Annotated in this window: 20 protein-coding genes and 5 tRNA genes; 9 read left to right on the top strand and 16 right to left on the bottom strand. The window is 69.6% G+C overall.

The features are described from left to right. Positions 1 to 48 precede the first annotated feature (48 nt). Complete coding sequence (locus M2271_RS09360) at positions 49 to 1,059, bottom strand: NAD(P)H-dependent glycerol-3-phosphate dehydrogenase (RefSeq protein WP_280886646.1); 1,011 nt, start codon at positions 1,057 to 1,059, stop codon at positions 49 to 51. Continuing rightward, complete coding sequence (locus tag M2271_RS09355) at positions 1,056 to 1,901, bottom strand: lysophospholipid acyltransferase family protein (RefSeq protein ID WP_280886645.1); 846 nt, start codon at positions 1,899 to 1,901, stop codon at positions 1,056 to 1,058. Before M2271_RS09355 ends, M2271_RS09360 begins: the two co-directional genes overlap by 4 nt. A 154-nt stretch (positions 1,902 to 2,055) precedes the next feature. Between M2271_RS09355 and cofC the strand changes: the two genes are divergently transcribed. Then, entirely contained in the window at positions 2,056 to 2,694 is a 639-nt protein-coding gene (gene cofC / locus M2271_RS09350; protein WP_280886644.1) for a 2-phospho-L-lactate guanylyltransferase, read from the top strand. 9 nt (positions 2,695 to 2,703) lie between these two features. Then, the gene (locus tag M2271_RS09345) at positions 2,704 to 2,907 is read left to right on the top strand and encodes a hypothetical protein (RefSeq protein ID WP_280886643.1); all 204 of its coding nucleotides are present in this window, start codon (positions 2,704 to 2,706) and stop codon (positions 2,905 to 2,907) included. A 187-nt stretch (positions 2,908 to 3,094) separates the two neighbouring features. On the opposite strand, the gene M2271_RS09340 is transcribed toward M2271_RS09345, so the two are convergent. The 4 genes from M2271_RS09340 to leuC form a co-directional block, all read right to left on the bottom strand. After that, positions 3,095 to 3,742, bottom strand: a complete 648-nt coding sequence (locus M2271_RS09340; protein WP_280886642.1) for an HU family DNA-binding protein — start codon at positions 3,740 to 3,742, stop codon at positions 3,095 to 3,097. A 136-nt stretch (positions 3,743 to 3,878) separates the two neighbouring features. Further along, positions 3,879 to 4,109: a hypothetical protein gene (locus M2271_RS09335; protein ID WP_280886641.1), complete on the bottom strand. Its 231-nt coding sequence runs from the start codon at positions 4,107 to 4,109 to the stop codon at positions 3,879 to 3,881. Positions 4,110 to 4,416: 307 nt separating this feature from the next. After that, complete coding sequence (gene leuD / locus M2271_RS09330; RefSeq protein ID WP_280886640.1) at positions 4,417 to 5,010, bottom strand: 3-isopropylmalate dehydratase small subunit; 594 nt, start codon at positions 5,008 to 5,010, stop codon at positions 4,417 to 4,419. Positions 5,011 to 5,015: 5 nt separating this feature from the next. Next, on the bottom strand, positions 5,016 to 6,446 hold the full coding sequence (gene leuC, locus M2271_RS09325; protein ID WP_280886639.1) for a 3-isopropylmalate dehydratase large subunit: 1,431 nt from the start codon (positions 6,444 to 6,446) through the stop codon (positions 5,016 to 5,018). A gap of 187 nt (positions 6,447 to 6,633) precedes the next feature. Here leuC and ndgR point away from each other — a divergent pair, with 187 nt between their 5' ends. Then, entirely contained in the window at positions 6,634 to 7,350 is a 717-nt protein-coding gene (gene ndgR / locus M2271_RS09320) for an IclR family transcriptional regulator NdgR (RefSeq protein ID WP_280886638.1), read from the top strand. Positions 7,351 to 7,478: 128 nt separating this feature from the next. Here ndgR and M2271_RS09315 read toward each other — a convergent pair whose 3' ends face one another. Then, positions 7,479 to 7,964: a DUF4188 domain-containing protein gene (locus M2271_RS09315; protein WP_280886637.1), complete on the bottom strand. Its 486-nt coding sequence runs from the start codon at positions 7,962 to 7,964 to the stop codon at positions 7,479 to 7,481. A 126-nt stretch (positions 7,965 to 8,090) separates the two neighbouring features. Here M2271_RS09315 and M2271_RS09310 point away from each other — a divergent pair, with 126 nt between their 5' ends. Beyond that, positions 8,091 to 8,738: a MerR family transcriptional regulator gene (locus M2271_RS09310; RefSeq protein ID WP_280886636.1), complete on the top strand. Its 648-nt coding sequence runs from the start codon at positions 8,091 to 8,093 to the stop codon at positions 8,736 to 8,738. 47 nt (positions 8,739 to 8,785) lie between these two features. On the opposite strand, the gene M2271_RS09305 is transcribed toward M2271_RS09310, so the two are convergent. The 9 genes from M2271_RS09305 to M2271_RS09265 form a co-directional block, all read right to left on the bottom strand. Then, positions 8,786 to 8,858 (bottom strand) — tRNA-Glu (locus tag M2271_RS09305). 30 nt (positions 8,859 to 8,888) lie between these two features. Next, a tRNA-Gln gene (locus M2271_RS09300) sits at positions 8,889 to 8,960 on the bottom strand. A 20-nt stretch (positions 8,961 to 8,980) separates the two neighbouring features. Beyond that, positions 8,981 to 9,053: transfer RNA gene (locus tag M2271_RS09295), tRNA-Glu, on the bottom strand. A gap of 64 nt (positions 9,054 to 9,117) precedes the next feature. After that, a tRNA-Glu gene (locus M2271_RS09290) sits at positions 9,118 to 9,190 on the bottom strand. Positions 9,191 to 9,232: 42 nt separating this feature from the next. Then, a tRNA-Gln gene (locus M2271_RS09285) sits at positions 9,233 to 9,304 on the bottom strand. A 90-nt stretch (positions 9,305 to 9,394) separates the two neighbouring features. Further along, positions 9,395 to 10,126 (bottom strand): HAD family hydrolase, encoded by a 732-nt coding sequence (locus M2271_RS09280; RefSeq protein WP_280886635.1) that lies wholly within the window; start codon positions 10,124 to 10,126, stop codon positions 9,395 to 9,397. A 97-nt stretch (positions 10,127 to 10,223) separates the two neighbouring features. Continuing rightward, positions 10,224 to 11,708: a glutamate--tRNA ligase gene (gene gltX / locus M2271_RS09275; protein WP_280886634.1), complete on the bottom strand. Its 1,485-nt coding sequence runs from the start codon at positions 11,706 to 11,708 to the stop codon at positions 10,224 to 10,226. Beyond that, positions 11,692 to 12,486 carry a fumarylacetoacetate hydrolase family protein gene (locus M2271_RS09270; protein WP_280886633.1) on the bottom strand — a complete coding sequence of 265 codons (795 nt, stop codon included), beginning with the start codon at positions 12,484 to 12,486 and terminating at the stop codon, positions 11,692 to 11,694. The genes gltX and M2271_RS09270 overlap by 17 nt, the downstream gene beginning before the upstream one ends. Before the next feature lie 180 nt (positions 12,487 to 12,666). Further along, positions 12,667 to 12,861, bottom strand: coding sequence for a hypothetical protein (locus tag M2271_RS09265; protein WP_280886632.1), 195 nt, complete (start codon positions 12,859 to 12,861; stop codon positions 12,667 to 12,669). A gap of 602 nt (positions 12,862 to 13,463) precedes the next feature. Between M2271_RS09265 and M2271_RS09260 the strand changes: the two genes are divergently transcribed. The 5 genes from M2271_RS09260 (at position 13,464) to M2271_RS09240 (ending at position 22,579) form a co-directional block, all read left to right on the top strand. Beyond that, on the top strand, positions 13,464 to 17,372 hold the full coding sequence (locus tag M2271_RS09260; protein ID WP_280886631.1) for a nitrate- and nitrite sensing domain-containing protein: 3,909 nt from the start codon (positions 13,464 to 13,466) through the stop codon (positions 17,370 to 17,372). Between the two features lie 9 nt (positions 17,373 to 17,381). After that, on the top strand, positions 17,382 to 17,795 hold the full coding sequence (locus tag M2271_RS09255) for a roadblock/LC7 domain-containing protein (RefSeq protein WP_030667329.1): 414 nt from the start codon (positions 17,382 to 17,384) through the stop codon (positions 17,793 to 17,795). A gap of 110 nt (positions 17,796 to 17,905) precedes the next feature. Next, positions 17,906 to 18,301, top strand: a complete 396-nt coding sequence (locus M2271_RS09250) for a DUF742 domain-containing protein (RefSeq protein ID WP_280886630.1) — start codon at positions 17,906 to 17,908, stop codon at positions 18,299 to 18,301. After that, positions 18,282 to 18,857: an ATP/GTP-binding protein gene (locus tag M2271_RS09245; protein WP_280886629.1), complete on the top strand. Its 576-nt coding sequence runs from the start codon at positions 18,282 to 18,284 to the stop codon at positions 18,855 to 18,857. The genes M2271_RS09250 and M2271_RS09245 overlap by 20 nt, the downstream gene beginning before the upstream one ends. Before the next feature lie 389 nt (positions 18,858 to 19,246). Continuing rightward, positions 19,247 to 22,579: a nitrate- and nitrite sensing domain-containing protein gene (locus M2271_RS09240; RefSeq protein ID WP_280886628.1), complete on the top strand. Its 3,333-nt coding sequence runs from the start codon at positions 19,247 to 19,249 to the stop codon at positions 22,577 to 22,579. The last annotated feature ends 6 nt before the right edge of the window (positions 22,580 to 22,585 follow it).

The following is a 22,585-nucleotide window of genomic DNA, read 5'->3' as shown; positions in this document are numbered from 1 at the left end:
GAATACCCGGTGGTAGGGCCACGAGGCAGCGTCCGCCGCGGGGTTCGCTCAGCGTCGTTCCGGCTTCGCGCTGCGCGACATCAGCTCCTTGAGAGCGACCACGGGCGGCTTGCCCTCGTGCACGATTCCCACGACCGTCTCGGTGATGGGCATGTCGACACCGTGGCGCCGGGCCAGATCCAGCACGGACTCACAGGACTTGACGCCCTCCGCGGTCTGCCTGGTGACGGCGATGGTCTCCTGCAGGGTCATGCCCTTGCCGAGGTTGGTGCCGAAGGTGTGGTTGCGGGACAGCGGCGAGGAGCAGGTCGCCACCAGGTCGCCGAGCCCGGCGAGTCCGGAGAACGTCAGCGGGTCGGCGCCCATCACGAGGCCCAGCCGGGTCGTCTCCGCCAGCCCGCGCGTGATGAGCGAGCCCTTGGCGTTGTCGCCGAGACCCATGCCGTCCGCGATGCCGACGGCCAGCCCGATGACGTTCTTGACCGCACCGCCGAGTTCGCAGCCCACGACGTCGGTGTTGGTGTACGGGCGGAAGTACGGCGTGTGGCAGGCCGCCTGGAGCCGCTGGGCGACGCCCTCGTCGGTACAGGCGACCACCGCGGCGGCCGGCATCCGGGCGGCGATCTCACGGGCGAGGTTGGGCCCGGTGACCACGGCGACACGGTTCTGGGGCACCTTGGCGACGTCCTCGACGACCTCGCTCATCCGCATGGCGGAACCGAGTTCGACGCCCTTCATCAGCGACACGAGGACCGTGTCCGGCGCGAGCAGCGGCGCCCACTCGGCGAGGTTGGCGCGCAGGGTCTGGGAGGGGACGGAGAGGACCGTGAAGTCGGCACCGGCGGCGGCCTCGGCCGCGTCCGTGGTGGCCCGCATGGTCTCCGGAAGCTCGACACCGGGGAAGTAGTCGGGGTTCGTCCGGGTGGAGTTGATCGCTTCCGCGACCTCCGGCCGGCGCGCCCACAGGGTGACCTCACATCCCGCGTCGGCGAGCACCATGCCGAACGCCGTGCCCCACGAACCGGCGCTGAGGACCGCCGCCTTGACCGGCTTGCTCACGTGCTCTGCCCTTCTGCCCGCTTCCTCTGTGTCTGCTGTGTCTGCGCCTGGGGCTGCGTCTGCGCCTGCGCCTGCCTCCGTGTCTGTGCCTGCACCTGGGGTTGCGTCTGCGCCCGGGTCCGGCGCCGCTGCTCGATCCGCTCGCGGCGCGGGTCGTAGGGCGTGGCCGGTGCCTTCTCGCCGCGGATCTCCTCCAGCTGGCGGGTGACGGCGGCCATGATGACCTCGGTCGCCTCCTTCAGGAGGTCCGGGGTCATCTCCTTGTCGTAGAAACGCTGCAGGTCCACCGCGGGTCCCGCGAGGACGTGGTGGGTCTTGCGCGGGAAGAGGTCGGGCTTCCTGGCATACGGCGGCAGCACCTTGTTGGCGCCCCACTGGGCGACCGGAATCACCGGGCACTTGGTCTGCAGGGCGACGCGCGCGGCACCGGTCTTGGCGGTCATGGGCCAGCCGTCCGGGTCGCGGGTGAGGGTGCCCTCGGGGTAGAAGGCGACGCACTCGCCGCGCTCCACGGCCGCGATCGCGGCCCGGAAGGCGCTCAGCGCGTCCGTGCTCTCGCGGTAGACGGGGATCTGTCCGGTGCCGCGCATCGCGGCACCGACGAATCCCTTCCGGAAAAGGCCGCTCTTCGCCAGGAATCGCGGAACGCGGCCGGTGTTGTACTGAAAGTGCGCGTACGCGAAGGGATCGATGTGCGAATTGTGGTTCACCGCCGTGATAAATCCGCGATCAGCCGGAATGTGTTCCATTCCGCGCCAGTCCCGCTTGATCAGAACCACCAGCGGCGGTTTGCAGAGCACCGCTGCCAGGCGGTACCAGAAGCCGATTCTGCGGCGCGGCACGCGGACACCTTCCTCTAGGGCCTGAGGGCCGCACAAGTGTCGCCCCAGGCCGCCGGTCTGTCGAGAACACCGTACGCCCCGGCTCCTCGACCGCCAGAAGGCCCGGTGACGGCTGAGTAACAATGGCCGGGACAAGACTAAGGACGGAACGCTCGTGCAGTGGACGTTGGTCGTACCCGTGAAACCCCTGGAGCGGGCGAAGAGCAGGCTCTCGGACACCGCCGCCGACGGGCTGCGCCCGGGCCTGGCCCTCGCCTTCGCCCAGGACACCGTGGCGGCCGCGCTGGCCTGCCCTGCGGTGAAGGATGTGGCAGTCGTCACGGGCGACCCCTGGGCCGGCCGCGAGCTGGCCGAACTGGGCGCCCATATCGTCTCCGACGAGCCGCAGGGCGGCCTGAACGCGGCTCTGGCGCACGCGGTGGCCGTCGTACGGGCAACGCGCCCGGAAAGCGCCGTGGCGGCCCTGAACGCCGATCTGCCGGCACTGCGCCCACTCGAACTGGCCCGGGTGCTGGACGCGGCCGTGGAATTTCCCCGCGCCTTTCTCCCGGACGTCGCCGCAATCGGCACCACTCTGCTGGCCGCCCGGAAGGGCACGGAATTGCAGCCCGCCTTCGGCACGGATTCCCGGGCCCGCCATCGCGCCTCCGGAGCCGTGGAACTCGTCCTCGACGCGGTGGACTCCGTACGCCAGGACGTGGACACCGGCGCCGACCTGCGGGCCGCGCTGGCCCTCGGAGTGGGGCCCCGCACGGCGGCTCAGGCCGCGCGGCTGCTGCTGTACGGGCAGTAGGCTGCCGCCATGCAGGCCACCGCATACACGTACGACCCCGACAGCCGCAGTGGGCAGGTGCTGCTCGACGACGGCACCCCGGTGCCCTTCGACGCGCCGGCGTTCGACGCGGGCGGGCTGAGGCTGCTGCGGCCCGGGCAGCGGGTGCGCATCGAGACGCAGGGCGAGGGCGAGGCGCGCCGGATCACCCTGGTGACCCTGCAGACGTTCTGAGGACGTTCTGCGCACGCCCCGAACAAGCTCCGAACCCGCCGGCAGGCTCCGACAAGTTCCGAACCCGCCGGGTCCTGCCTGAGGTTCTGAGCGTCCCGGAAGCTCTCCCAGGGGCGCGTGGACGTGGACACGCCGCGGGCCGGGCTCCATGCGGAGTCCGGCCCGGCGCGTGAGTGCCCCTGTGCCCCTACCTCTTGCGGGCGGTGGCCTTCTTGGCGGTGGTGGTGCGAGCGGCCGACTTCTTGGCGGGGGCCTTCGTGGCCGTCGCCTTCTTCGCCGGGGCCTTCTTGGCCGTGGCCTTCTTCGCGGTGGTCTTCTTCGCCGCGGTGGACTTGGCGGTGGCCGTGGTCTTCTTGGCGGGCGCCTTCTTGGCCGCGGTCTTCTTCGCCGCGGTGGCCGTGGTCTTCTTGGCCGTCGTCTTCCTGGCGGTGGTCTTCTTCGCCGCGGCCGTCCTGGTGGTGGCCTTCTTGGCCGCCGCCTTCTTGACCGTCGCGGAAGCCCCGCCGGTCAGGCTGCCCTTGGGCGCCTTCTTGACCGCGACATCGTTCTTCGGGAGCTTCTTCGAGCCGCTCACCAGGTCCTTGAAGCCCTGGCCCGCGCGGAAACGCGGAACGGAGGTCTTCCGGACCCGAACCCGCTCGCCCGTCTGCGGGTTGCGGGCGTAACGGGCCGGGCGGTCGACCTTCTCGAACGAACCGAACCCGGTGACCGAGACCCGGTCCCCCGCGACGGTCGCCCGGACGATGGCGTCCAGGACCGCGTCGACAGCGTCGGCGGCCTGCTGGCGACCGCCCAGCTTGTCGGCAATCGCTTCTACGAGCTGCGCCTTGTTCACGTCTTCCCCTTCGGAGACATTGCCAGAACGAAAGTGTTCAAGCTTTTTCGCACGTTAGGCAGATATATACCGCAAATCAAACACGAAACGGGCTTATCACCCGCGCGCCGCACCGAACTCGGCTGTTCTGGACTGTTCAGCGTTCCTCTTCGGGGATTCGACCCGCGTCGAGGTCCGCCATGAACCCCTCCAGACGCCTTGCCGCATCGGCGAGATCGTGCTTGGCCGCGGCCGTAATGACCAGCAGCTTCCGGGCCAGCGCCATCCGTACGCCCTCCGGGACTTGCAGTGCGCGCACTCTTGCGTGCGCTTCCTTGAGTTGGTCCGCGACCGCCGCATACAGCTGGAGTTGGCCGTCGTGTTCCATGCACAGATTGTGCCATCTGGGGCGAGTTGTCGCCTGCTCAGGGTGCAACTGCCGCCTCAAACGGCCTTCCGGACAGGCGCGGAAGGGGCGGGCTCACAGCCCGCGTACCCCGGCAACAGCCTTGGTAACGTGGGAAGTTGGGCAGCCCCGCGACCGCGCGCAGGGCCGTTCGGGTGCGGACACAGCTGTACCCCCGATCGGGCTGATCGGGGGTACAGCGGGGGTGTCGCGGTGGCCGAAACTCGACCTCTTCAGTTGACCCGGAAGGTCCTGGGAGGCAGGCGGACCAGACCGGGAGACGCTCGGATCAGACCGGGAGCGTCCTCGGCTTGTACGAGGGGCGCTTGGCCTCGTACGCGGCGATGTCGGCCTCGTTCTGGAGGGTGATGGAGATGTCGTCCAGCCCGTTCAGCAGCCGCCAACGGGCGTTCTCGTCGAGCTCGAAGGGCGCGGTGATGCCCTCGGTGCGCACCTCGCGGGCCTCCAGGTCGACCGTGATCTCGGTCGTGGGGTCCTTCTCCGCGAGGTCCTGCAGCGCGTCCACGATCTTCTGCTCCAGAACCACCGTGAGCAGGCCGTTCTTGAGCGAGTTGCCGCGGAAGATGTCGGCGAAGCGGGAGGAGATGACGGCCTTGAAGCCGTAGTTCTGCAGTGCCCAGACGGCATGCTCACGGGACGAACCGGTGCCGAAGTCGGGGCCGGCGACCAGGACGGTCGCACCCTTGCGCTCGGGCTGGTTGAGGATGAAGGACGGGTCCTTGCGCCAGGCCTCGAACAGCCCGTCCTCGAAACCGTCCCGCGTGACCTTCTTGAGCCAGTGAGCAGGGATGATCTGGTCGGTGTCGACGTTGGAGCGCCGCAGCGGGACGGCCCGGCCGGTGTGCGTGGTGAATGCTTCCATAACTCTCAGACTCCAGCGGGCGTACGGGTCTCGGCGTCGGACAGGTCGGCCGGGGAGGCCAGGTGGCCCAGCACCGCTGTCGCGGCCGCGACCTGCGGCGACACCAGGTGCGTACGACCGCCCTTGCCCTGCCGGCCCTCGAAGTTGCGGTTGGAGGTGGACGCGGAACGCTCACCGGGGGCCAGCTGGTCCGGGTTCATGCCCAGACACATCGAGCAGCCCGCGTGCCGCCATTCGGCGCCGGCCTCCTTGAAGACCACGTCCAGACCCTCGGAGACGGCCTGCAGACCCACCCGCGCGGAGCCCGGGACCACCAGCATCCGCACGCCGTCGGCGACTTTGCGGTCCTTGACGATCTCGGCGACGGCGCGCAGGTCCTCGATGCGGCCGTTGGTGCACGAGCCTACGAAGACGGTGTCCACCTTGATGGAGGTCAGCGGCTGACCGGCGTCCAACCCCATGTATTCCAGGGCCTTTTCGGCGGCGACGCGCTCCGAAGCGTCTTCGTACGAAGCAGGGTCGGGGACGTTCGCCGAAAGCGGTGCGCCCTGGCCGGGGTTCGTGCCCCAGGTGACGAACGGCGACAGTCCGGCGGCCTCGATGACGACCTCGGCGTCGAACTCGGCGTCCTCGTCCGTCCTGAGCGTCTTCCAGTACGCGACGGCCGCGTCCCAGTCCGCGCCCTTGGGGGCGTGCGGGCGGCCCTCGAGGTACGCGAAGGTGGTCTCGTCGGGGGCGATCATGCCCGCGCGGGCGCCGGCCTCGATCGACATGTTGCAGATGGTCATCCGGGCCTCCATCGAGAGCTTCTCGATGGCGGAGCCGCGGTACTCCAGGATGTAGCCCTGACCGCCGCCGGTACCGATCCTGGCGATGATCGCCAGGATCAGGTCCTTGGCGGTGACGCCGTCGGGCAGTTCCCCGTCGACCGTGATGGCCATGGTCTTCGGGCGGGCCAGGGGCAGCGTCTGGGTGGCCAGCACATGCTCGACCTGCGAGGTGCCGATGCCGAACGCCAGACCGCCGAAGGCGCCGTGCGTGGAGGTGTGCGAGTCGCCGCAGACGACGGTCATGCCGGGCTGGGTCAGACCCAGCTGCGGGCCGACGACGTGCACGACACCCTGCTCGGCGTCGCCCAGCGGGTGCAGGCGCACCCCGAAGTCGGCGCAGTTCTTGCGCAGCGTCTCCAGCTGGACCCGGGAGACCGGGTCCGCGATGGGCTTGTCGATGTCGATGGTCGGGGTGTTGTGGTCTTCGGTGGCGATGGTCAGGTCGAGCCGCCGCACCTGGCGACCGCCCTTGCGCAGACCGTCGAAGGCCTGCGGGCTGGTCACCTCGTGCAGCAGGTGCAGATCGATGAAGAGGAGGTCGGGCTCGCCCTCGGCGCGCCGGACGACGTGGTCGTCCCAGACCTTCTCCGCGAGTGTCCTACCCATCGCTTTCCCTCCGGCCGACAGGTCACGTCCGGCCCAACTAGAGATCTTGAGGTAGCGGCGCCCGCGCCCCTGCGTCCGGGCATCCGCCGCCGGGCCCCTGTTCCGCGGGCCGCTATGTCTTCCAGAGTGGCGCGTTCCACCGAAAATTGAACTTGCGTTTCACAGAGTGAGACGCGAGTATCGTTTCATGGACAACAGTAGCGGCGTCGGCGTTCTGGACAAGGCAGCCCTTGTCCTGAGCGCCCTGGAGTCCGGTCCGGCCACCCTCGCGGGTCTGGTCGCGGCGACCGGGCTGGCACGACCCACGGCCCACCGACTGGCCGTGGCCCTGGAACACCACCGCCTGGTGGCGCGTGACATGCAGGGCCGTTTCATTCTCGGTCCCCGGCTGGCCGAGCTGGCGGCGGCTGCGGGCGAGGATCGCCTGCTCGCCACCGCCGGACCGGTGCTCACCCACCTCCGCGACCTCACGGGCGAGAGCGCGCAGCTCTACCGCCGCCAGGGCGACATGCGCATCTGCGTCGCCGCGGCGGAGCGCCTGTCGGGCCTGCGGGACACGGTCCCGGTCGGCTCGACGCTCACCATGAAGGCGGGCTCCTCGGCGCAGATCCTGATGGCCTGGGAGGAGCCGGAGCGCCTGCACCGCGGCCTCCAGGGCGCCCGCTTCACGGCCACGGCCCTGTCGGGCGTACGGCGCCGGGGCTGGGCCCAGTCCATCGGCGAACGCGAGCCGGGCGTCGCGTCCGTCTCCGCACCTGTGCGCGGCCCCTCCAATCGCGTGGTGGCCGCCGTCTCGGTCTCCGGACCCATCGAGCGCCTGACGCGCCACCCGGGCCGGATGCACGCCCAGGCCGTCATCGACGCGGCCGGCCGCCTCTCCGAGGCCCTGCGCCGCACGGGCTGACTGCCAAGCCCGTGCGACACCGGGAAGGCCGGCCTCAACGCCGCGGCAGGCCCCTCCCTACAGGCCCCTCCCTACAGGCCCCTCCCTGCAGGCCGCTCCCGACAGAACCCGGCGAGCCGCGGACACACTCAGGAGATCCGGAGCCGGTCGACCGCCCGGTCACCCCGCCGGCCGACCGGAACGACTCCGGTGGCCTTCCCCAGGCCGAACGCGGGCATGTTGACGTAGATCGACTCGTACGACCCCGTCGGCGCGACGTATGTCTCGTGCCAGATGCCGACCTTGCCCTTACCCTCGCGCAGCCGCCGGTTGAAGGCGGCCCAGGCCGGCCGGTGTCCCCTGTCCGGCACCGACGCGTAGGCGAGCAGCTTCTCCTTCGAGTCCCAGTACTGCACCACGTACAGCACGCGCGGGAAGCCCAACAGGAACTGGAAACCGAGCAGCCCGCTGCCCTTCTCCCGCGACAGCTCCGCGAGCATCGGGCCCATGGCCCTGGCCACCGGCAGCCAACTGCGCGGCGCGGCAAAGCTGTTGATCCGCATTCCGACCAGGAAGACGACCACCTCGTCCTCGGTCACCGCCGTCGTGCGCCCTTCGATCGGCTTGGCACCCATCGCGTCCCCACTCCCTCGCGTCACGAAACCCAACGATTGGATAGTGTCGCTATCCATGCTTGGATAGTGACACTCCCCAAGAGGGGATGCAAGAGGAAACGCACAAGGAAAGAGGGTGCGAGGCGGATGCGACTGGCAGAGCTGAGCACGCGCAGCGGTGTCACCACGGCGACGATCAAGTACTACCTGCGCGAAGGGTTGCTGCCCCCTGGCCGCCGCATCACCGCCACGCAGTCCGAGTACGACGAGGAGCATCTGCGACGCCTGCGCCTGGTGCGCGCGTTGATCCAGGTGGGCCGGATCCCGGTGGCCTCGGCCCGGGAGGTGCTCGCCGCCCTGCAGGACGAGGGCCTCGACCGGAACGAGCGGCTGGGCACCGCCGTACGTGCCCTGCCGCACGGGCCGGCGCCCGATGAGAACGACCCGGCGACCGAGGTGGGCCGGCGCACCGCCGACGCTCTCCTGGAACGGCTCGGCTGGAGCTACGACCCGTCGTCCGAAGCTCCCACCGCACCGGCGTACGGGATGTTGGTGACCGCGATCGCCACCCTCTCCCGGCTCGGTTACCCGTGCTCCGCCCAGGACTTGGAGCCGAACGCCCGCGCGATGGAGCGGCTGGCGGTCACCGATCTCGACCTGGTGGAGCGCTACCGGACTCCGGAGGAACAGGTGGAGGCCGCGGTGGCGCTCACCGTGCTGTACGAGCCGGTGCTGCTGAGCCTGCGCCGACTGGCGGAGGCTCAGGAGTCGCGCCGCCGATTCGGCGGCACGTGACGGGGAAAAGCCGAAGGGCCCTTCCGAGGAAGGGCCCTTCTGTCGCGTACCCCCGACCGGATTCGAACCGGCGCTACCGCCTTGAGAGGGCGGCGTGCTAGGCCGCTACACAACGGGGGCCCTAGCGATCCTGCGTTTCCGCAGGCCGAGCTGGTCTACCAGGACTCGAACCTAGAATGACGGTACCAGAAACCGTAGTGTTGCCAATTACACCATAGACCAATGTGGTTCAGACCAGTTCGTACCCCCGACCGGATTCGAACCGGCGCTACCGCCTTGAGAGGGCGGCGTGCTAGGCCGCTACACAACGGGGGCCCTAGCGATCCTGCGTCTCGGGAACAACGGGTGCGACCCGGATTGCTCCCGCGGGAAGGATCTGTACCCCCGACCGGATTCGAACCGGCGCTACTGCCGTGAGAGGGCAGCGTGCTAGGCCGCTACACAACGGGGGCGTTGCAGAGTTGGTCTCCGCAGTTGCAGATGAGCTCTGCGAGCTGGCCTACCAGGACTCGAACCTAGACTAACGGAACCAGAAACCGTCGTGCTGCCAATTACACCATAGGCCACTGAAACGCAATCCCATGTGGGGATCTTGTTTAGCTTGCGCCTCCGGCTCCGGACCTTTCGGCCCGCTCACCGGCGGCGCAGGAAGAACATTACCTGAAGGTGGACGGGGCTCCAAAACGTGTATCCGCGCCGAGGACCGCGGGGAGTTCGGCGAGGGAAGCGATCCTGCGGGGGCCCACCGGCGGCGCCACGGTCGCGTACACACCCCCACGGTCGATCCACACGGACAGCAGTCCGGCGTCCGCGGCACCCCGTCCGTCGATCTCCGGATGGTCGCCTACGTACGCCACTTGGTGCGGGGCGAGCCTCAGGGCGTCGCAGGCCGCGAGGAAGGCGCCGGCCTCCGGCTTGGAGACGCCGAGCTCCGCCGCGCACAGGATGGCCTCGAAGCGGTCGTGCACCCCCAGGGCACGCAGCTTGCGGTCCTGGACGTGGATGCTGGAGTTGGACAGCACGGCGTGTCGGTGGCTGACGGCGAGCGTGTCCAAGGCGGGCAGGACGTCCGGGAAGAGCGACCAGGCCCTCTCGTAGTGACCCAGGTAACGGCTGAACCAGGCGTCTGCCTCGTCGTCGGTCAGCTTCTCCCCCAGGAAGACCCGTACGCGATCCCGGCGCTGTCCCTCGAAGGACGTCTCCCCGGCCGAGAAGCGGGCCCACTGCTGGTCGGTGATCTCCCGCCACCGTGCCAGGGCCCGCTCCGGGGTGCCGTAGCCGGCGAGCAGGCCCTCGGCCACCAGATGGCCGCGCATGCCCTCGCGGTCCGCGGTGGTGTAGTCGAAGAGGGTGTCGTCGACGTCCCAGACCACGGCCCGAATGCTCATGGTCCGACGGTAACGCGGGGACCCACGGCCCGTCCGGCGGAACGACGAAGGTGCGGCACCCCCACACCGGGGGTACCGCACCTCACGGGCGTACGGGTTACGCCGTCAGCTTCGCCAGTGCCGCGTCGACGCGGGCCAGGGTCTTCTCCTTGCCCAGGATCTCCAGGGACTCGAAGAGGGGCAGGCCGACCGTGCGGCCGGTGACGGCGACGCGGACCGGGGCCTGGGCCTTGCCGAGCTTGAGGCCGTGGGCCTCACCGGCGGCCAGGACGGCCTCCTTCAGGGACTCCGGGGACGTCCAGTCCGCGGACTCCAGCTTCTCGCGGGCGGTGCGGAGCAGGGCGTCGCTGCCCTCCTTCATCGCCTTGGTCCAGCTCGGCTCGTCGAAGACCGGCTCGGGCAGGAACAGGAAGTCGACGTTGTCGGTGATCTCCGAGAGGACCTTGAGGCGGGTCTGGGCGTGCGGGGCGATGGCGTGCCACTTGGCCTCGTCGAAGTCCTCCGGGGCCCAGGGGGCGAACGGGGCCTTCAGCCAGGGGGCGCAGCGCTCCGTGAAGTCCTTCACGTCCAGCAGACGGATGTGGTCGGCGTTGATCGCCTCGCACTTCTTCAGGTCGAAGCGGGCCGGGTTGGGGTTCACGTCCGCGATGTCGAAGGCCGCGACCATCTCGTCCATCGTGAAGATGTCCTGGTCGGCGGAGAGCGACCAGCCCAGCAGGGAGAGGTAGTTCAGCAGGCCCTCGGGCAGGAAGCCGCGCTCTCGGTAGAGATTGAGCGACGACTGCGGGTCACGCTTCGACAGCTTCTTGTTGCCCTCGCCCATGACATAGGGGAGGTGGCCGAACTGCGGGGTCTGCTTCGCGATGCCCAGCTCGGTCAGCGCCTTGTACAGGGCGATCTGGCGCGGGGTCGAGGACAGCAGGTCCTCGCCGCGCAGGACGTGGGTGATCTCCATCAGGGCGTCGTCGACCGGGTTCACGAGCGTGTAGAGGGGCGCCCCGTTGGCTCGTACGATCCCGTAGTCGGGGACGTTCTCCGGGGTGAACGTCAGCTCGCCGCGGACCAGGTCCGTGAAGGTGATCGTCTCGTCCGGCATGCGGAAACGGACGATGGGCGTGCGGCCCTGGGCCTGGTGGTCGGCGACCTGCTCGGCGCTCAGGTCGCGGCAGTGGCCGTCGTAGCCGGACGGCTTGCCGGCGGCGCGGGCGGCGTCGCGGCGGGTGTCCAGCTCCTCCTGGGAGCAGTAGCAGTGGTAGGCGCGGCCGGCGACCAGGAGCTTGCCGGCGACCTCCTTGTAGAGGTCCATGCGCTGCGACTGGCGGTAGGGCGCGTGCGGGCCGCCGACCTCGGGGCCCTCTTCCCAGTCGAAGCCCAGCCAGCGCATCGAGTCGAGGAGCTGCTCGTAGGACTCCTCGGAGTCACGGGCCGCGTCGGTGTCCTCGATGCGGAAGACCAGGGTTCCCTGGTGGTGCCTGGCGAACGCCCAGTTGAACAGGGCGGTGCGGACCAGGCCCACGTGCGGGTTACCGGTGGGCGACGGGCAGAATCGGACGCGAACGGGTGCGCTAGCCACGCTTGACAACCTTGTTGGTGAGAGTGCCGATGCCTTCGATGGTGACGGCGACCTCGTCGCCGACGGTGAGGGGTCCGACGCCTGCCGGGGTGCCCGTGAGGATCACGTCACCGGGAAGCAGCGTCATGGCCTCGGTGATGTTGACGATCAGGTCCTCGATGGAGTGGATCATCTCGCTCGTGCGACCCAGTTGGCGCTGCCGGCCGTTGACGGTGAGCTGGATGGTCAGGTCGGACGGGTCCAGATCGGTCTCCACCCAGGGGCCGAGCGGGCAGGAGGTGTCGAAGCCCTTGGCCCGGGCCCACTGCTTCTCGCGCTTCTGGACGTCGCGCGCGGTGATGTCGTTGGCGCACGTGTAGCCGAGGATGACGTCCTTGACGCGCTCGCGCGGGACCTCGCGGCACATGCGGCCGATGACGACGGCCAGTTCGGCCTCGTGGTGCAGGTCCTCGGAGAAGGACGGGTACTGGATCTCGTCGCCGGGGCCGATCACCGAGGTGGACGGCTTGAAGAAGGCGAACGGGGCGTCCGGCACCTCGTTGCCCAGCTCGCGCGCGTGCTCCGCGTAGTTGCGTCCGAAGGCCACGACCTTGTTGGGGAGCACCGGGGGCAGCAGCCGCACCCTGGTCTTCGCATCGGAAGATGCCAGCGGGACCTTCGTACCGGAGAGCTCGAAGTCCCTGAACGGGATGCCCTTGATGATGTCGAGGACGAGCTCGTCCGGCCGGTCGCCCTCTACCGCGCCGAAGGCGACGTTCCCGTCGATGGAGAATCTGGCGATGCGCACGGGATCCTTGCGCCCCTCACTGAGAACTGGTGTGCGTGTCGGCCGACCGGCTTGCCCGCGAGCCGACGCTGGACGCTCCAGGCTAACCGGTCGGGGGGCGTGATCATCGGGTCCACCGCGGGAGGCACGGAAACGAATGTGGCTCCCCGGTCACCCGGGGAGCCACACCGCGGCCGGCGACTACTCGGCGGCCTCGGGCCGGGGGGCGACGGGGGCCTCCATCAGCACCGTACGCTTGGGGTTGGCGGTCTGCTCGGGGAGGACGACGGAGTGCTCCGGCTGCTCCGGGGCCTGGAGTTCGTCGGCGTCCTTCAGGTGGGCCAGCGTGGTGCGCCGCGGGTTGGCGATCTTGTGGAACATCATCGTCGTCTTCACGGTTCTTACGAGACCCGTTCTGTACGTGCGCCGGTCGAGCCAAAAGGCCCCGCGGCCGACGCGGGTTGTCGGATATGCCATCCCTGTAAAGCGTCAGGCTAAACACGCCATTCCCCGCCGAAGCCGCGAACACCCCATGGTTCTCATGTGAGTTTGCTCACGGGTGCACCGGCAAAAGGGTTATAACGGACCGACAACTCGCCCCAACGAAACGGACATTGACCCCCTGAAGGCATCATTCCGCTCCCGATCATGGCGACTGGGACACCCTCGCTCCCGAGGGACTCGCGGGCATAAGTCCGTTATGAAGGAGATCAAATGACACAACCGGTAACTTCGCACTCACGTTCTGTTATTTAGATAACGGCTCGGCCTTCGGGCCTTGTTGGAGATCCGGCACTGTGCTGGAATTCCACGGACCGCCGCGGGATCGAGCCGGCGCGCAGGGGGCGCACAGAAGCGCCGAGTGGCGGCGGGAAGTGGGGGATCCAGCGCCGGTTACTCACGACCATCAGGGTGCGTATTTCAGGACGCTCCCTACGACGCCGACACCGTCCTTCCGTTCACGCGGAAGGACGCCTGGTCCAGAGGTTGCGACGCTAGTGCAGGGACGTTTCAAGAGGGATGGCAGTGCTTCGGCCGAGCCGGAGCCGCACGGCGGGACCGGCCCGACGGCCGGCAACTCCTCGCCCCCGCACGCCCAGAACCCGGGCCCGGCCGCGGTCGGCAACGGCGGTGGGCGCCCCGGCGCGTCCAAGGCGTCGAACCCGTCCGCTCCGACCACGCCACCGGTGAAGCCACCGAAGAGCCCGACCGGCCCCGGTCCGCGAGCAGCCCTGCGCAACTGGCGCATTTCCACCCGTCTGGTGGCGCTGCTCACGCTCCCCGTCGTCGCGGCCACCACGTTGGGCGCGGTGCGCATCAACGACTCCATGAACGAAATCCAGCAGCTCGACAACATGAAGCTGCTGACGGAGATGACCAAGCAGGCCACCGAGCTCGCCGCCGCGCTCCAGGACGAGCGCGACGAGTCGGCCGGCCCGCTGGCGCACGGAGCGTCCACCGACTACACGGTCAAGGGCGACCGCACCAAGACCGACCGGGCCGTGCAGGCCTTCACGGCCGCCGCGGAGGACATCGACCCCGCCGACCTCCAGGGCGTCCGGGAGACCCTCGTCGGCCTCGTCCGCGACCTGAGCGGCCTGTCGAAGATCCGTGGCTCGGCCTACCAGACCAAGAACAACGCCTCGCAGACCGTCGAGGGCTACCACCGCCTCATCACCCACCTGCTCGACCTCTCGCAGGACATGGCGGAGGCCACCAGCAACCCGGAGATGATCCAGCGCACACGCGCCCTCGCGGCCTTCTCCTCCGCCAAGGAGTACGCGTCCATCCAGCGCGCGGTCCTCGCGGCGGCGCTGCCCGCCAGCAACACCGTCTCCGGCACTCTCACCGAGAACGACCGCCTGTACGCCCAGGGCGCCGCGGAGAGCGAGGACTCCGACCTCGCCAGCTTCCGCAGCATCTACGGCACGGACCGCGCCACCGAGCTCCTCAAGCCCGTCGAGGAGGGCAACCCCACCATCCAGGCCACCGACCAGTACGGCGGCCGTGCCTTCCAGACCGGTCTCGCCGACCTGGACAAGCGGTCCTACAAGGACTGGGTCGACGACAGCTCGATCAAGCTCGAACAGATGGGCGGCGTCGAGCGCACGCTGCTCGAGGACATGGAGCAGAAAGCCCGCGAGCTGCGCAACGTGTCCCAGCAGGACGCGATCTTCTCCGGTGTCCTGATCCTGCTCGTCCTCGGTATCTCGCTGGTCGGCGCGTTCGTCGTCGCCCGCTCCATGATCCGCTCGCTGCGCCGGCTCCAGGAGACGGCCACCAAGGTCGCCCAGGACCGGCTGCCCGAGCTGGTCAAGCAGTTGTCCGAGTCCGACCCGCAGGACGTCGACACGTCCGTGGAGTCGGTCGGTGTGCACTCCCGGGACGAGATCGGCCAGGTGGCCGCGGCCTTCGACGACGTGCACCGCGAGGCGGTCCGGCTCGCCGCCGAGCAGGCCCTGCTGCGGGGCAACGTCAACGCGATGTTCACCAACCTCTCGCGCCGCTCCCAGGGTCTGATCCAGCGCCAGCTGTCGCTGATCTCCGAGCTCGAGTCCCGCGAGGCCGACCCGGACCAGCTGTCCTCGCTGTTCAAGCTCGACCACCTCGCGACCCGCATGCGCCGTAACGGTGAGAACCTCCTCGTCCTCGCCGGTGAGGAGCCCGGCCGCCGCTGGACCCGCCCGGTCCCGCTGGTCGACGTGCTCCGCGCCGCCGCGTCCGAGGTGGAGCAGTACGAGCGCATCGAGCTTTCCTCCGTGCCGACCACCGAAGTGGCGGGCCGGGTCGTCAACGACCTCGTCCACCTGCTCGCCGAGCTGCTGGAGAACGCGACGTCGTTCTCCTCGCCGCAGACCAAGGTCAAGGTCACCGGTCACGCGCTGCCCGACGGCCGCGTTCTGATCGAGATCCACGACACCGGTATCGGCCTCTCCCCCGAGGACCTCGCGGCGATCAATGAGCGGCTCGCCTCGCCGCCCACCGTGGACGTCTCCGTCTCCCGCCGCATGGGTCTGTTCGTGGTCGGCCGGCTGTCGCAGCGGCACGGCATCCGTATCCAGCTGCGGCCGTCCGACTCCGGCGGTACGACCGCGCTGGTCATGCTCCCCGTCGATCTCGCCCAGGGCGGCAAGAAGCCCCAGCCGAAGCCCGGTCAGGGTGCCGCCGGTGGTGCCATGGCCGCCGCGGCGGCCGGTGTGGCGGCTGCCCGGCGCGGCAACGGCCAGCCGGGCGCCGGTGGCGGTGCGCTGGGTGGCGGTGCCCCCGCGGGCGGTCGGCTGAACCCCGGTCAGGGACCGCGGGCCGCGCTGCCCGGGCGGGACGCGGGCGGTCATCCGGGTGCGCCGGGCGGAGCGCGCGGGCCGCAGGGTCCGGATGCGCCCCAGCAGGGCCGGCCGGCTCCAGCGGGCGCCGGCTTCGGCGGTCAGGCTCCGGGTGCGCCGCAGGGCCTGCAGGCCGCGGGCACCGGTGGACCGCAGGGCCAGGCCCCGTTCGGAGGCGGTCGGGACGCGTTCGGCGGCGGACGGGACGCCTTCGGCGGCGGTCGGGACGCGTTCGGCGGCGGACAGGATGCTTTTGGCGGCGGACAGGACGCCTTCGGCGGCGCCCGGGGTGCCGTACCTCCGCAGTCGCCGTCCTCGAACAAGGGCTCCGAGTCGAAGGGCCGGCGCCGTCGGCCGCAGCTGCCCGGACGCGGTGGCGCGCGGGCCGAGCTGCCCGGCGGCGACCAGCAGCCCCGTACGCCCAGTTGGAGCGACGAGAACGCCCAGCCTCCGGTGCCGCGTACCTCGCTGGACGCCCCGCGCGGCCATGACGAGCAGGACCCGGCGCAGACCTCCCGGATACCGCGGATCGACGACCGGCAGGGCCCGGGCGCGACCGCGGAGATGCCGGCGATCCCGCGGCTCGACGCCCGTCAGGATCCCGGGTCCATGTCCGAGTTCACCCGTTCGGACTTCGACGCCCCGGCGTCCGGCTCCCCGCAGAGCACCGGGCAGTTCCCCCGCCCGGGCACGAGTGGCGGGCAGGACGGCCGGAGCGACCGGCCGGATCAGATCACCGGCGGCCCGTTCGTCCGCTCCGACATCTTCCGCACCTCGGGCGAGCAGAACAACCCGGTGACGTCGTCGGTCACGGACCCGTTCGCCTCCCCACAGGCGTACGACAGCGGCTCGACCGGACAGTTCCCGCAACCCGGCTACGACGGTGCCGGTGGCCAGTTCGCCCGGCCCGGGTACGACGACGGCTTCACGGGCCAGCACTCCCTGCCGGAGAGCCAGCACCCCGCCAACGCTTCTTCCTCGACGGGCCAGTTCGAGCGTCCGCAGGTCAACGGCGCGCGTGACTCCGACTTCGGTGCTCCGCGCCCGCCGGCCCCGCAGCGTCCGCAGCAGCGGCCCGATGAGGGACGGCGACCGGACGGGTGGGAGCTGCCGCCGGCGGGTCCCGGTGACGGCCGTACGCCGCTGTTCGACACGCTCGAGACCAACTGGTTCCACGGGCAGCAGAACGGTCAACAGAACGGCCGTCAGGGCCCCGACTCGGCCGCCGCCCCTCCGGCGGCCCCGCACCAGCAGCCGCACACTCCGGCTGCCCCTCAGCGTCCCGTCGCCAGCTCCTGGCGCAGCTCTCCGAACGACGAACTCGTCCGGCAGGCAGAGCGCGTCCGGCAGCCGGCCGCGGGCGGCATCACCACCTCCGGTCTGCCGCGCAGGGTGCCCCGGGCGAACCTCGTCCCGGGCACGGCTCAGCAGCAACAGCACCAAACCGGTCCGCAGGTCTCGCGTGCGCCTGATGACGTACGCGGCCGGCTGACCAATCTCCGTCGGGGCATCGCGCAAGGTCGACAGGCCGGTACCGGCCAGACCGGCAGCTTCCCGAGCCCCACTCACCAGCAGGAGCACTAGTTGAGCCCGATGAGCCAGGCGGCACAGAACCTGAACTGGTTGATCACCAACTTCGTGGACAACACTCCCGGGGTGTCCCACACCGTCGTCGTGTCCGCCGACGGACTCCTTCTGGCAATGTCCGAGGGTTTCCCACGCGACCGTGCCGACCAGTTGGCAGCCGTCGCGTCCGGACTCACCTCACTGACAGCCGGCGCCTCCCGGATCTTCGAGGGCGGCGACGTGGCACAGACGGTCGTCGAGATGGAGCGGGGATTCCTGTTCCTGATGTCCGTCTCGGACGGCTCGTCGCTGGCCGTACTCGCACACCCCGACTGCGACATCGGCCTCGTCGGCTACGAGATGGCGCTCCTGGTCGACCGCGCGGGTGCCGTGCTCACGCCCGACCTGCGCGCCGAACTCCAAGGCAGTCTGCTCCACTGAGCCGTATCGGATCCACCCGTCTCACCAAATAACCGTCCGGCCGCCACAATCCCCCCACCGGCCCCTTATGACGGCTTGCTGACCGACTTGCTGTCCCGCCCGGAGGATTCATGACCCCGCCCACCGCTTCTCATGATCCGTACGCGGAGCCGTACGAGGATGAGGGCGACCAGCCGCTGGTACGTCCCTACGCGATGACCGGCGGCCGGACCCGGCCGCGCTACCAGCTCGCCATCGAGGCCCTGATCAGCACCACGGCCGACCCGGCGGCGCTCATGGGACTTCTCCCCGAGCACCAGCGGATCTGCCACCTGTGCCGCGAGGTGAAATCGGTCGCCGAGGTCTCGGCGCTGCTGACCATGCCCCTGGGCGTGGCCCGGATTCTTGTCGCGGACCTCGCGGAGGCAGGACTCGTCGCCATCCACCAGCCGGGTGGCGACGAAAGCACCGGCGCTCCCGACGTGACACTGCTCGAAAGGGTGCTCAGTGGACTTCGCAAGCTCTGACGGAGGCCGGACGACCACGTCCGCGAAGATCGTGGTGGCGGGTGGCTTCGGCGTGGGCAAGACCACGTTCGTCGGCGCCGTCTCGGAGATCAACCCGCTGCGTACCGAGGCCGTGATGACGTCAGCTTCGGCCGGCATCGACGACCTCACCCACACCGGAGGCAAGACCACCACCACGGTGGCCATGGACTTCGGCCGCATCACGCTGGACCAGGACCTGATCCTGTACCTGTTCGGTACGCCGGGCCAGGACCGTTTCTGGTTCATGTGGGACGACCTGGTGCGCGGCGCCATCGGCGCGATCGTCCTGGTGGACACCCGCCGTCTCGCCGACTGCTTCCCCGCGGTCGACTACTTCGAGAACAGCGGCCTGCCGTTCGTCGTCGCGCTCAACGGCTTCGAGGGGCACCAGCCGTACCAGCCCGAGGAGGTGCGCGAGGCCCTGCAGATCGGCCCCGACACCCCGATCATCACCACCGACGCCCGGCACCGCTCCGACGCCAAGGGCGCCCTGATCACGTTGGTGGAGCACGCTTTGATGGCACGTCTGCGGTAGCGCCCAAATCGTCCGGGTCATACGGAACTTGTCGGAGATGTGACGGAGCCGACTGTGTCTCTTGACACGGTCGGCCCCGGTGTTCATAACGTTTCGGCAGAAGAATCGGGTGGTACCGCCACGCATCGCGGTCAACTGGTCTCGCTGTGCGCATGCAAGCCCCGTCTTTTGACGGGGCTTGCTCTTTATGACCGTTTTATCTGGGGCTTACATCACTCGAATCCTCACTCCGCACTGTTTGGAGGTGCGGAGGACGACGTGCTGGAATGCGTGAACTGCCTAATAGTCAAAGACGTACTCACCCGTCGATGGCTCTCTGGGTTCTGAGACACTGCGGCACAGCGTTGCGGCACAACGTTGGTGCCGACCGCCGGAAGGTTGTTGGTCGAGTGAGGCGAAGCAAGAACGGTCCCGAGCCGTCGGCCCGGGGCAACTTCACCCCGCCGCCGCGCGGAGCGGCGCCCGCCCCTGTGCCCGGATCGGAGCCAACGGCCGGGCCCGCATCGAGCGGCGGCCGTTTCTCTCCACGCAACTGGCGGGTGCCGACCCGGCTGAACGCGATCCTGCTCATACCCGTGCTGGTCGGCCTCGTCATGGGCGGCTTCCAGGTGAAGAGCTCGATCGACACCTGGCGGGAGGCACAGGACGCGGAGGACACCGCGGTTCTGGTACGGGCGTCCCTCACCTACGCGGACGCGCTGTTCACCGAGCGGGACGTCTCCGCCGCGCCGCTGCTCAAGGGCAAGAGCCAGAGCGCCCAGGACAAGGCGACGGTCACCCAGGTCCGCTCCGCGACGGACAAGGCCGCCGACGCCTTCGACCAGGCGGCGCAGAGCATGCCGCAGAAGACCGGCCTGCTGCGCCGTCTGCAGATCTTCCGCGACGAGGAGCCCAAGCTCCAGGCACTGCGCACGGCCGCGTACACGACCAAGCTCACCGGCGTACAGACCGAAGAGGGCTACGTCCAGATCGCCCACCCCTTGATGGAGTTCTCCAACGAGCTCGGTCTGGGCACCGGAAACATCACCAGCTACGGCCGTACGGTCTACGCGATCTCGCTCACCAAGGCCGCCCTGTCGGTGCAGCGCGCCATCGGCATGCATCTGCTGATCGGCCCGGGTCCCAAGGTCTCCGACCTGGGTGCCCAGCGGGTCGCCCTCTCCTCGTACGCGTATCTGGAGGGCATCGCCGTCGAGGAGTACATCGGCGGTGGCACCGCGGCGGACGCGCAGAAGCTCACCGAGGCCGAGAAGAAGATCCGTGCGGACGGCGTGGCGATGGCCCAGGAGGCCAAGGCGAAGGACCCGTCCTACGTGCCTCCGCCGTCCAACCCGGCCGACATGGTCAGGGCCATCTCGACGCTCCAGACGACCGACCCCTCCGCGCGGGACGCGCTCGCCCGGCAGGGCATGACCGCGAGCAACTGGTGGGCGGTCAACACCCTCAAGTACAACGCCTACCGGCAGATCGAGTCGGACCTGGCCGACAAGGCCGTGGCCGAGGCCTCGGACATCGCCGACAACGCCAAGAGCGACGCCCTCGTCACCGGTGCCGTCGTCGTGGTCGCCCTGCTCCTCGCGTTCATCCTGGCCGGCACCGTGGCCCGGCAGATGAGCCGCGCGATGCGCCAGCTGCGCAACGCCGCCTTCGGCATCGCCGAGCAGCGCCTGCCGATGCTGGTCGACCAGCTCTCGCGCACCGATCCGGGCCGCGTGGACACCCGCGTCCAGCCCATCCCGATCACCACCCGGGACGAGATCGGCGAGGTCGCCCGCGCCTTCGACCAGGTCCACCGCGAGGCCGTACGACTGGCCGCCGAGCAGGCCATGCTGCGGGGCAACATCAACGCGATCTTCACCAACCTCTCGCGCCGCAACCAGTCCCTGATCGAGGGCCAGCTGACCCTGATCACCGACTTGGAGAACCGCGAGGCCGAACCGGACCAGCTGGAGAACCTGTTCAGGCTGGACCACCTGGCCACCCGTATGCGCCGCAACGGCGAGAACCTCCTGGTCCTCGCCGGTGAGGAGCCCGGCCGCCGCTGGGACCAGCCGGTGCCGCTGGTCGACGTGTTGCGCGCCGCCTCCTCCGAGGTGGAGCAGTACGAGCGCATCGAGCTGTCCGGCGTCCCGGAGGCCGAGATCCACGGCCGCGCGGTCACCGACCTCGTGCACCTGCTGGCCGAGCTTCTGGAGAACGCCACCACGTTCTCCTCGCCGCAGACGAAGGTCCGCGTCACCGCGACCCGGCTGCCCGACGGCCGCATCATGATCGAGATCCACGACAAGGGCATCGGTCTCACCGCCGAGGACTTCGCGGACATCAACCACAAGCTGGCCAACCCGCCGACCGTGGACGCCGCGATCTCCCAGCGTATGGGCCTGTTCGTGGTCGGTCGGCTGTCCGACCGGCACGGTATCCGCGTGCAGCTGCGCCCCTCGGGCGAGCAGGCCGGCACCACCTCGCTGGTCATGCTGCCCGACGCGATCACCCACGGCGGCGGCGGCGAACACCAGCCGGAGCGCGACGAGTTCACGGTCTCGCAGATCATGCCGGAGCAGAGCTTCGGCGGCGAGAACTTCAACGCCGGCCTGCCGACGCGCACGGCCGCCGAACTCGGCTTCGACGACAGCCGCTACTCCGAGGTCCCGGACGACATACGGGAGCTGGACCCGGTGGGCCGCTCGCTGATGCGCGAGGAGCGCCGGGCGGCCCTGGAACCCCAATCGCCGGACCAGGAGCCGGGCTCACAGGGACCCGAGACCCCTTCGTACCCGGAGGCGTTCGACGCACCGTCCCCCTACGACACCGGCCAGGGCGGATTCCCGGAGCAGCAGCCGAACTCCTTCGACTCTCAGCCGACGTACGGGGAGCAGCACCAGCAGCCGTACGGGGAGCAGCAGCCGACGTACGAGGAGCGGCAGCGCTCCTACGATCAGCCGGAGCAACCGTCGTACGACGAGTCGTACTACGCGCCGAACGGCGGTCTGCCGCAGAACGACGCCTTCTCGCCGAACGGCGGCTATCCGGAGCCCACCTACCCGGAGCAGGTTCAGGAGACGCCCGCGCCGGCCCGTGGCGCCGCCCCGGAGGCGTTCCGCGCCTTCGATGAGCCGTCCTACCGGGACGACTGGCCGCCGCAGCCCGACGGCTACGGCAACGGATATCCGGACCAGTACACTCCGGAAGCGGAATCTCCGCAGGCCGGTGACGTGGGTGAGCGTGAAAGCGTAGGCTTCGACCGTCCGGGACCGACCCCCTCCGCCGCCCACGAGATGACCGATGCCGGGCTCCCGCGTCGGGGATCGACCCCGAGCGGCATGAACGGCTCGGGCGGCATGAACGGCTCGGGCGGCGCGCGGCACACGAACCAGGAGCCCTCGGCTCCCGCGCCGGACAGCACCGGCACCGAATCCTGGCGCTCGGCGAACGACGCGCGCTGGCAGCAGGCCTCACAGCTCAAGAAGCCCAAGGCGGGCGGGGTGACCTCCTCCGGTCTGCCGCGGCGGGTTCCCAAGGCCAACCTGATCGAGGGAGCCGCCGAAACCACCCCCCAGGGGGGCCCACAGGTCTCCCGCGCTCCCGAGGACGTCCGGGGCAGGTTGAGCAACCTGCGTCGAGGGGTCGAGCGGGGACGTAACGCAGGCAGTGACGAAACGAACGGCCAGGCCACTGGGAATCAACACGGTGGTCCTGACAGCACCTACAACCAGGAGCGTTAGTGTGAG

The sequence above is a fragment of the Streptomyces sp. LBL genome (assembly GCF_029893585.1).
Classification (GTDB): domain Bacteria; phylum Actinomycetota; class Actinomycetes; order Streptomycetales; family Streptomycetaceae; genus Streptomyces.
This window is presented reverse-complemented; position numbering and strand designations above follow the sequence as displayed.